Source organism: candidate division WOR-3 bacterium, from assembly GCA_039801085.1.
In the GTDB taxonomy this organism is placed as follows: domain Bacteria; phylum Hydrothermota; class Tepidihabitantia; order Tepidihabitantales; family Tepidihabitantaceae; genus JAOABP01.
In genome coordinates this window covers 1-8,936 of sequence record JBDRTY010000007.1, presented here as the reverse complement: position 1 = coordinate 8,936, position 8,936 = coordinate 1, and the positions used below count along the sequence as shown (strand labels likewise).

Annotated in this window: 4 protein-coding genes; 1 reads left to right on the top strand and 3 read right to left on the bottom strand. The window is 57.4% G+C overall.

Annotation, left to right across the window (positions count from 1 at the left end; all coding sequences use genetic code 11):
- Positions 1–460: 460 nt before the first annotated feature.
- A complete protein-coding gene (locus ABIK48_08695) occupies positions 461–757 on the top strand; it encodes a GIY-YIG nuclease family protein (protein MEO0022230.1) in 297 nt (98 codons plus the stop codon).
- 225 nt (positions 758–982) lie between these two features.
- On the opposite strand, the gene kbl is transcribed toward ABIK48_08695, so the two are convergent.
- The 3 genes from kbl to ABIK48_08680 all read right to left on the bottom strand — a co-directional run bounded on the left by kbl (position 983) and on the right by ABIK48_08680 (position 8,442).
- Positions 983–2,242, bottom strand: coding sequence for a glycine C-acetyltransferase (gene kbl / locus ABIK48_08690; protein ID MEO0022229.1), 1,260 nt, complete (start codon positions 2,240–2,242; stop codon positions 983–985).
- A gap of 19 nt (positions 2,243–2,261) precedes the next feature.
- A complete protein-coding gene (gene deoC, locus ABIK48_08685; protein ID MEO0022228.1) occupies positions 2,262–2,924 on the bottom strand; it encodes a deoxyribose-phosphate aldolase in 663 nt (220 codons plus the stop codon).
- A 1,114-nt stretch (positions 2,925–4,038) separates the two neighbouring features.
- A complete protein-coding gene (locus ABIK48_08680; protein MEO0022227.1) occupies positions 4,039–8,442 on the bottom strand; it encodes a CARDB domain-containing protein in 4,404 nt (1,467 codons plus the stop codon).
- Positions 8,443–8,936 lie beyond the last annotated feature (494 nt).

The window sequence follows — 8,936 nt, the reverse complement described above, 5'->3', positions numbered from 1 at the left end:
CTCGACTCGCCTTCGGCTCGCTCGGAATGTCAGAAGGAGGGACGGCAAGCTCGGAATGACTAAAGGAACAGTCATTTCGACTGAAGCGAAGCGGAATGGAGAAATCCCTCAAAAGCGATTCCTCGACAGGCTCGGAATGACAGAAAAGAGGGCAGTCATTTCGACCGGACGACGTCCGAGGCATATTTCTTCCAGTCATTTCGACCGGAGCCGAGCGACAGCGAGGCGGAGTGGAGAAATCTCTGAAAAGCGATTCCTCGACAAACTCGGAATGACAGAAGGGAGGGAGGGATTCCTCGACTCCGTTTCACTCCGCTCGGAATGACGGAAAAGAGGAAGGTCATTTCGACCGGACGACGCCGAGGCACCTTTTTTCGGTCATTTCGACCGGAGCCGAGCGACAGCGAGGCGGAGTGGAGAAATCCCTTGCCTCATAATTCCATTGTAATACCATATCTCTGTGTCCCGCCAGTTCTATGTCTACCTGATGGCAAGCAGAACCGGCACACTCTATCTCGGCGTTACCGCCGACCTCCGGCGCCGGGTGTATGAACACAAGCACAAACTCATCCCCGGATTCACCGCCAGATATAACATCAACCGGCTGGTCTGGTATGAGGTCTACGAAGACCCGGTTAATGCCATCACCCGGGAAAAGCAGAACAAGCGCTGGCGCCGGGAAAAGAAGGAGGCGCTGATCCGGCAGATGAACCCGGGCTGGCGCGACCTCAGCCCGGACATCGGAGTGGAGGAATAAAGCGATTCCTCGACAAACTCGGAATGACAGAAGGGGGGATTCCTCGACTCGGCTTACGCCTCGCTCGGAATGACGGAAAAGAGGAAGGTCATTTCGACCGGACGACGCCGAGGCACCTTTTTTCGGTCATTTCGACCGGAGCCGAGCGACAGCGAGGCGGAGTGGAGAAATCCCTTAATAAAAAGGGGCGTCCGACCGGACGCCCCTGGATGCGGAAAACCCGGCTTACTCGCCGTAGCGGGCGATGATCTCCTCCCGCTTCTTCCCGAGGATGTCGTATTTTCTGCCGACCTTGACGAACGCCTCAATCGCCCGGTCAATGTGCTCCTTGTCATGGGCAGCCGACAACTGCACCCGGATCCGCGCCTGACCCTTCGGCACCACCGGATAGAAGAACCCGATCACATAGATCCCCTCGTGATACAGATCCCGGGCAAAGTCCTGCGCCAGCTTCGCATTGTAGAGCATGATCGGCACAATCGGATGTTCACCCGGCTTGATGTCAAAGCCCGCCTCGGTCATCTTCTGCCGGAAATACTTCGTGTTCCACTCCAGCTTGTCCCGGCGCTCGGTCGTCTGCGACAGCAGCTCAATCACCCTCAGCGTCGCCGCCGCCACCACCGGACACAGCGTATTGGAGAACAGATACGGTCGGGACCGCTGTCTTAAAATCTCCACAATCTCCTTCCGGGCAGCGGTCACACCGCCCGAGGCACCGCCCATCGCCTTGCCGAAGGTGGTGGTAATGATATCCACCTTGCCCATCACCCCGCAGTGCTCGTGGGTCCCGCGTCCGGTCTTGCCCATAAAACCGGTCGCATGGGAGTCGTCAATCATTACCAGCGCATCATACTTCTCCGCCAGCGGCACAATCTGATCCAGCTTCGCCACATCACCGTCCATCGAAAATGCGCCATCAGTAGCGATCATCACAAACCGGGCACCGCCCGCCCGCGCCTGCTTCAGCTTCGCCTCCAGATCCGCCATATCCGCATGCTGATAGATCAGCCGGCGCTCCTTCGGCACCTTGCACAGCCGGATTCCGTCAATGATCGAGGCGTGATTCAGCTGGTCGGTAACAATCGCATCCTCCGGTCCCAGCAGCACCTCAAACAGCCCGCCGTTCGCATCAAAGCAGGAGGAATAGAGAATTGCATCCTCCATCCCGAGAAACTCGGCGATTTTGCGCTCCAGCTGGCGGTGCAGGCTCTGGGTTCCGCAGATAAACCGGACCGAGGACAGCCCGTAGCCCCATTGCTCCAGCGCCTCGTGCGCCGCCTTGATCACCTCCGGATGGCTCGAAAGCCCGAGATAGTTATTGGCGCAGAAGTTCAGCACCCCCTTCTGTGGTGCCCCTTCCGGATACTCAACCTTGATCTGCGCCCCCTGCGGTCCGTGGATATAACGCTCCTCCTTATAGAGCCCCTGCTCCCGGACCGTCTTCAGCTCATTCTGCAGAAACTCCCTGATCTTGCCATATGCCATAAAACTCCTCCTTATTATTTCATTGTTTACTGCTTTGCTCCTCACTCACAATTGCCACTCCGGCAGAAGTGCCCAGCCGGGTTGCGCCTGCTGCCAGCAGTGCTCCTGCCTGCTCCAGGGTCCGGATCCCGCCGGCAGCCTTGATTCCGATCCTGCCCCGGACCACTCCGGCAAGCAGTGCCACATCTTCAACCGTTGCCCCGCCCGGACCGAAGCCGGTTGAGGTCTTGACAAAATCGGCACCGGATGCAAGCACCAGCCGTGCTGCCCGCACCTTCTCCTCATCGGTCAGAAGCCCGGTCTCAATGATCACCTTGACCACCCTTTTCCCTGCCACCCGCTTCACCGCCTGAATGTCAAGCAACACCTCACGGTACCGCTGCGCCCTGAACAGCCCGATATTCATCACCATGTCAATCTCGGTGGCACCGGCGCGGATTGCCGACCTTGCCTCTGCCACCTTGGCTTCGGTCAGCATTGCGCCGAGCGGAAACCCGACCACCGAACACACCCCGACACCACTCCCGGCAAGCAGCCGGACCGCAAGCGGGACATAACAGGAGTTGACACACACGGTCGCAAATCCGTAACGCTTCGCCTCCCGGCACAGCTGACGGATATCAGTCGGCGTCGTCTCCGGCTTCAGCCGGGTGTGGTCAATAAAACGGGCAATTTCGCTCATCCGGAGCTGTAATTTTAACTTACACCTGCCCGATGTCAAACACCAGCCACCACACCCCTGTTCCGCAAACCCGCCCGTTTTCCTGCCTGCTACCATACCGTAAGGGGAACTGCCCCCTCGGCTGGCACATTCTGGCGTTCAAGACGCTAAGATATTGAAAGTTCTTAGGTTATCAGGCAAAACCCGTTTTCACAAAATTTTCGCTGTGAATTTTACATTTTGCATTGTTTAAGGGATTCCTCGACTCCGTTTCACTCCGCTCGGAATGACGAGGGTGCAGGGTCATTTCGAGCGCAGCCCCGAAGGGGCGAAGTCGAGAAATCCCTCAAAGGAGATTCCTCGACAGGCTCGGAATGACAGAAAGGGGGAGGGATTCCTCGGCTCGGCTTACGCCTCGCTCGGAATGACAGGAAGGAGGAAGGTCATTTCGACCGGACGACGCCGAGGCACCTTTTTTCGGTCATTTCGACCGGAGCCGAGCGACAGCGAGGCGGAGTGGAGAAATCCCTTAAAAGCGATTCCTCGACAAACTCGGAATGACAGAAGGAGGGAGCGATTCCTCGACTCCGTTTCACTCCGCTCGGAATGACGGAAAAGAGGACAGTCATTTCGACTGGAGCGAAGCGGAATGGAGAAATCCCTCAAAAAGCGATTCCTCGACAGGCTCGGAATGACAGAAGGGGGGAGCGATTCCTCGACTCGGCTTACGCCTCGCTCGGAATGACAGGGAAAAGGTCATTTCGACCGGAGCCGAGCGACAGCGAGGCGGAGTGGAGAAATCCCTCAAAGGAGATTCCTCGACAGGCTCGGAATGACAGAAGGGGGGAGCGATTCCTCGACTCGGCTTACGCCTCGCTCGGAATGACGGAAAAGAGGAAGGTCATTTCGACCGGACGACGCCGCAGCCACATTTTCCCGGTCATTTCGACCGGAGCCGAGCGACAGCGAGGCGGAGTGGAGAAATCCCTTAAGATTCCTCGACTCGCCTTCGGCTCGCTCGGAATGACAGAAAAGAGGACAGTCATTTCGACCGGAGCCCGAAGGGCGGAGTGGAGAAATCCCTCAAAAACAAAAGCGGGGGGCGATATCGCCCCCCGCAATCCGTTCGCAGTCGCTACTGGACGATGAGCTTCTGGCTTGCGCTCTGTCCTGCCGCCTCGAACTTCACGAGGTAGATGCCGGCAGACAGCTGCCGCAGATCCAGGCTCCGGGTGCCGGTGCCCTGCGCCACAAAGCCGAACTCCGCAACCGTCCGACCCGTGACATCAAACACCTTCACCCGCGCCGCACCCGCCTGCGGCACACTGTAGGAGAGCAGACCATAGCCCTTCACCAGCGGATTGGGCGTCAGTGCGAAGCCGAACCGTGCCGGCGTCACCGTCTGACCCATCACACCCGAACGCTCGGGCGCAGAAGCCAGTGGTGCCGGTTCCTCGTAGTAGCGCCAGAACTCCATCGTCTTGCCGCCCTTGAGTGCGAAGAAGGCGCCATCACCATTGCTCGCCAGTGAGCCACCGTTCTTCACCCGCTTCTTCTTGCCGGTCGTCCCGACTTCCGGTATTATATCCAGCTCGGTCCAGCCGGTCCCGCCGCTGATGTCATACTTCCAGAACTCGCAGGTGTTACCGCCCTTGAGCGCATACAGGAAGCCGTTGTAGTAGACACCATCACTGCCGTCCTTGGGCTTCTTGTTCTTGCCGGTCTTGGTGCTCGGGTAAGGAATCCCCGGCAGGGCTGCCGCACTCCAGGCACCACCAGCCAGGTCATATGTCCACAGCTCGGAGTACTTCGCCTTGTGCGCATAGAGGGTAGTCGCACCGTCATAGACAAGCCAGGAGCCCTTGTCCCACTTCGGCTTGGCACCCGCCGGTGCCTGAGTCAGCTCCTCCCAGGTGCCGGTCACCAGGTTGTATCTGCCGAAGTCCTGCTTGTAGCCCTTGAGCACATACACATAGGGCACACCGTCAACCTCGGCATATGCCAGGTCACCGCCACCCTTCGGGTTCTTGCCCGAGGTCCATGCCGGAATGTCGGGCAGGGCTTCCCAGCTGTTATCAGCGATGCTGAACCGGGAGAACTTGGCACTGTTCTGTCCGTGCATCACATACACATAGCCGTTGCCGTAGCAGCCGTTGCCACCCTTGCCGATGATCGCCGGTGCTGCCGGCAGTGCACTCCAGGTGTTGGTCTCGATGTCGTAGACATAGAAGTCGCCGGATTTGTAGCCGCGCGCCGCATAGAGCTTGCCACCATCCGGATCCTTGACCACAAACCCGCCGTCCTTGACCTCACCGAGGATTGAAGCCATCTCCTTCCAGCCGGGATCATACGGCACCCGGACGATAAACGCAAACTGCGCTGTGTCGTTCGCATGGTTATTGTCCCGGGCGGAGACGATGTAGGCAACCGCCAGATAGGAACCGGTGTTAGCCGCAGTCCACGGCGTGCTGAACGCATGCTCAACCTCAGCACCCGGATCCAGCGTCAACTGCTCGGTCTGGTCATAGACCGCGGTCATCGTTTCGTCATAAATCAGATAGTGGACATCAACATCTGCTGCCTGATCGCCGTAGTTCGCATACTTCGCGGTCGGCGTGATGACCGCACCCCGGCTCAGATTACCACTCGGCACGGTAATCTGAGTCGTCGCCACATCAAACTTGTGGATATGGACCGAGTCGGTCAGCAGGTCGTTTGCGGTAATCATATCACCGGTCAGCCGGGTTGTGCACCGGACCTCAAAGTCACCAAGCTCGTTCGCAACCCAGTTCGGGAACCCGGTAATCAGCCGCTCCTCATCCGGAGTCAGACCGACCACCAGCCGCTGCTGATTGTAGCTGGAGCCGATCTGGAGCTGGACATAGAAGGAGACGGTTGAGGAGCCGTTGTTGCGGACCCGCACCTGCGGTGCAATCACCGCACCGGAATCCACCTCGCCCACCGGCCGGACGATTGCGGTCGGCTGGACATCGACGAGATACACATCCACTGAACCGGTCACGGTGTTGTTATCCGGCACCTCATCACTGCTGAGCAGTGTGGTCGCGCTGGTCGCATAGCTGCCCTTTGCAGTCGGTGTCCACGGTGTGAAGCTGACGATTGCCGACTCGCCCGGTGCCAGACTGCTCACCGCCTGCGTATCCGCATAAACCGAGCCGATCCGGAACTCCACCGGGAAGCTCTGGGTACCGGAACCGAAGTTCCACACCTTCGCCTGCGGTGTTACCGCCACACCGTAGGGAATCGAGCCGGTCGGTGCCAGAATCTCGGTTGCCCCGACATCCACCGGCTTGCGACAGCCGATACCTGCAACATTGTCAATCAGCCAGCCGTAGTAAACAACCGAGCCGTCGGAACCGAACCGCCAGTGCACCTTGAAGGATGTGCCATTTGCGACCGGGATCTTGAACCGCGCAACCTCCCAGTCCCAGGAGCCGGAGTAACCGTTCTCACCCAGACCATAAACATAGCCGTAGTAGGCTCTTGTGCCATCAGGATTCAATAGTGTCCAGGTCTGTCCGCCATCGGTTGAATACTTGAAGTTACCGCCATCATAATAGGTTTCGCAATACATCCAGTGCATGAACATCACCACCGGTGTGTCCGCAGTCGCAACCAGGTTGAAGGAGAGCAGGGTGTCATTGGCACTGTTCTGATAATATCCGGACAGCACATCACCCCAGCAGTTCGGAGTTGACGGCGGTGGTGTTCGCGGTGACTGGGGCTGACCCCAGGACCAGCCACCCGTGCCCCGGAAGTTGCCATTTGCGACATCAAACCGCTCCACAAAGTCCGCAACTAGGGTTGTCTGAGTAATCCGGTCGTTGGCGTTGTTGCCATCCCCGGACAGCTGGACCGAGCACCGGACCGCATACGAACCGCTCGTTGACGGCGTCCAGGTGGAAAATCCGGTTACATTGTAGGTATCACCCGGTGCCAGCGTCTGATTCACGGTCACGGTCGAACTGTAGGAACTGCCGATATCCAGCTTGACGCTGAAGCTGGAGACCGAGGCGGTACCCACATTCTTCACCCAGACCGACGGGTTGACATTCTCCCCGACCTCATGCAGACCGCTGGGCAGGGTGATTCGGTGCATCGCCAAGTCGTAAGGTGAGGGGGGCAGACCCTTCGCATAATAGATTTCATAGTTACCCGGATGAGTACCGGTCCAGGTTACATGAACCGCAAGTGAATCCTCTCCGTTTCCGCCATTGTTCATTGACGGATAATACTGATAATAAGAAGGAACATAGCAGATGGTGTAAGGCGCATCCCATGTTCCAGCAGGTGAACGGGAGTTATACCGAACCGCATAATAGTAATTGCCTGATGATGGATACCCATTCCAGACTACATGGGCTCTGCCCTCCTTGGAGTAGACCAAACAGGGCATATAGGCGTAGAGCGTTGTGTCGGCACCCAGCACATTTTCATAGGCATCAGGCCAGGTGTCGGTGCTTGCAGCGCCCAGCCGCTTCTTGAATGCCAGCAGATACCAGTAGTTCGGCAGCGTATAGGTGTAGTAAACCACTGCGGGCACATTGTCTCTCGGGTCAACCGCAATAGTCGGGTAGTAGCAGTAATAACCCCATTTGGAAACATTCTGGATTGCACCCCAGGTCCCTGAGAATCTTCCCCGATACCAGATCTGGTAATAGGAGGTATTGCTCGGCTGATATCCATACCAGACCACATGGACATTGTTGTCCCTGCCGCCGGCAATATCAACCCAGTAGTGATAATAACTGGTCGAGGTGGAGTCAACCCATTGCCGTGCCTGCCAGGTGCTCCCTACCTTCTCCTTGTAGCCGACGCAATAACCCAGTGTGGAATAATAGCAGTAATAGGCAACATGGACATTACCGTTCGGCGTGCAGGCGATTGAGGGATAGTATTTATACCAGAGCAGGGTATCCTCGGTAATCCGCTGAGTTGCCGACCAGCCGCCATTACCCGATGAAGTCGGGGTGCACATCTTGTAGGCGATGTAATAACCGGTTGGTGCAGAAGCAACTTTGTAGTGATACCAGACCACATGGACATTGCCGGAGGAATCAATCGCCAGCGCAGGATAATAGGAATAACCGGTTGACGCCACATCACCGGAAATACAGGTATCCGTAGTCCAGCCACTGCCCGGATAATACCGCTTGTAATAAACCTGCGGTGAATAGGTCCCTGGTGTCTGATAGGACATCCAGACCACATGCACCCTGCCTGACGGATCTACACCGACCGCCTCATGCCCCTGGTAAGAAGCATAGTCCGTGACCGAGTTGTTGGTCAGCCGGACCGTATCCTGCCATTGGGCATCGGTCTCCGCCCAAGGCGCCTGGGAGTTCTGCCACTCCACATACGCCTGGCTCGGTGGTAGCGGTGTCTTGCCCGTCAGTTGATGGGGTATCACTGGTCCTACCGGCTCACCCGTCTCCGGGTTGATTGCAGGTGGTTTTGGCGCAATTGCCAGTGCCACCACTGCCAATAGGAGCAGTGTCAGTGCTACCGCTTTACGCATACCTTGCCTCCTTTTTGTTTTACCATATGTGTAGCGTCCGATTTTGGACATCGACTGCCCTACTTTCAGACGCCCTTACCCTGTACCTTTTTTATTCGGATGTCACCCACTCAGGTGGCACTAAAATTATACACCCCTGTCTGCCCGCTGTCAAGCAGAAAATTAGCCCGCAAACGGGATTCCTCGACTCCGCCCCTGCGGGGCGTCGCTCGGAATGACTAAAAAGGACGGTCATTTCGACCGGACGACGTCCGAGGCATATTTCTTCCGGTCATTTCGACCGGAGCCGAGCGACAGCGAGGCGGAGTGGAGAAATCTCTGAAAAGCGATTCCTCGACAGGCTCGGAATGACAGGAAGGAGGGGCAGGCTCGGAATGACTAAAGGAACAGTCATTTCGACTGAAGCGAAGCGGAATGGAGAAATCCCTCAAAAGCGATTCCTCGACTCGGCTTACGCCTCGCTCGGAATGACAGAAGGAGGGAGCGATTCCTCG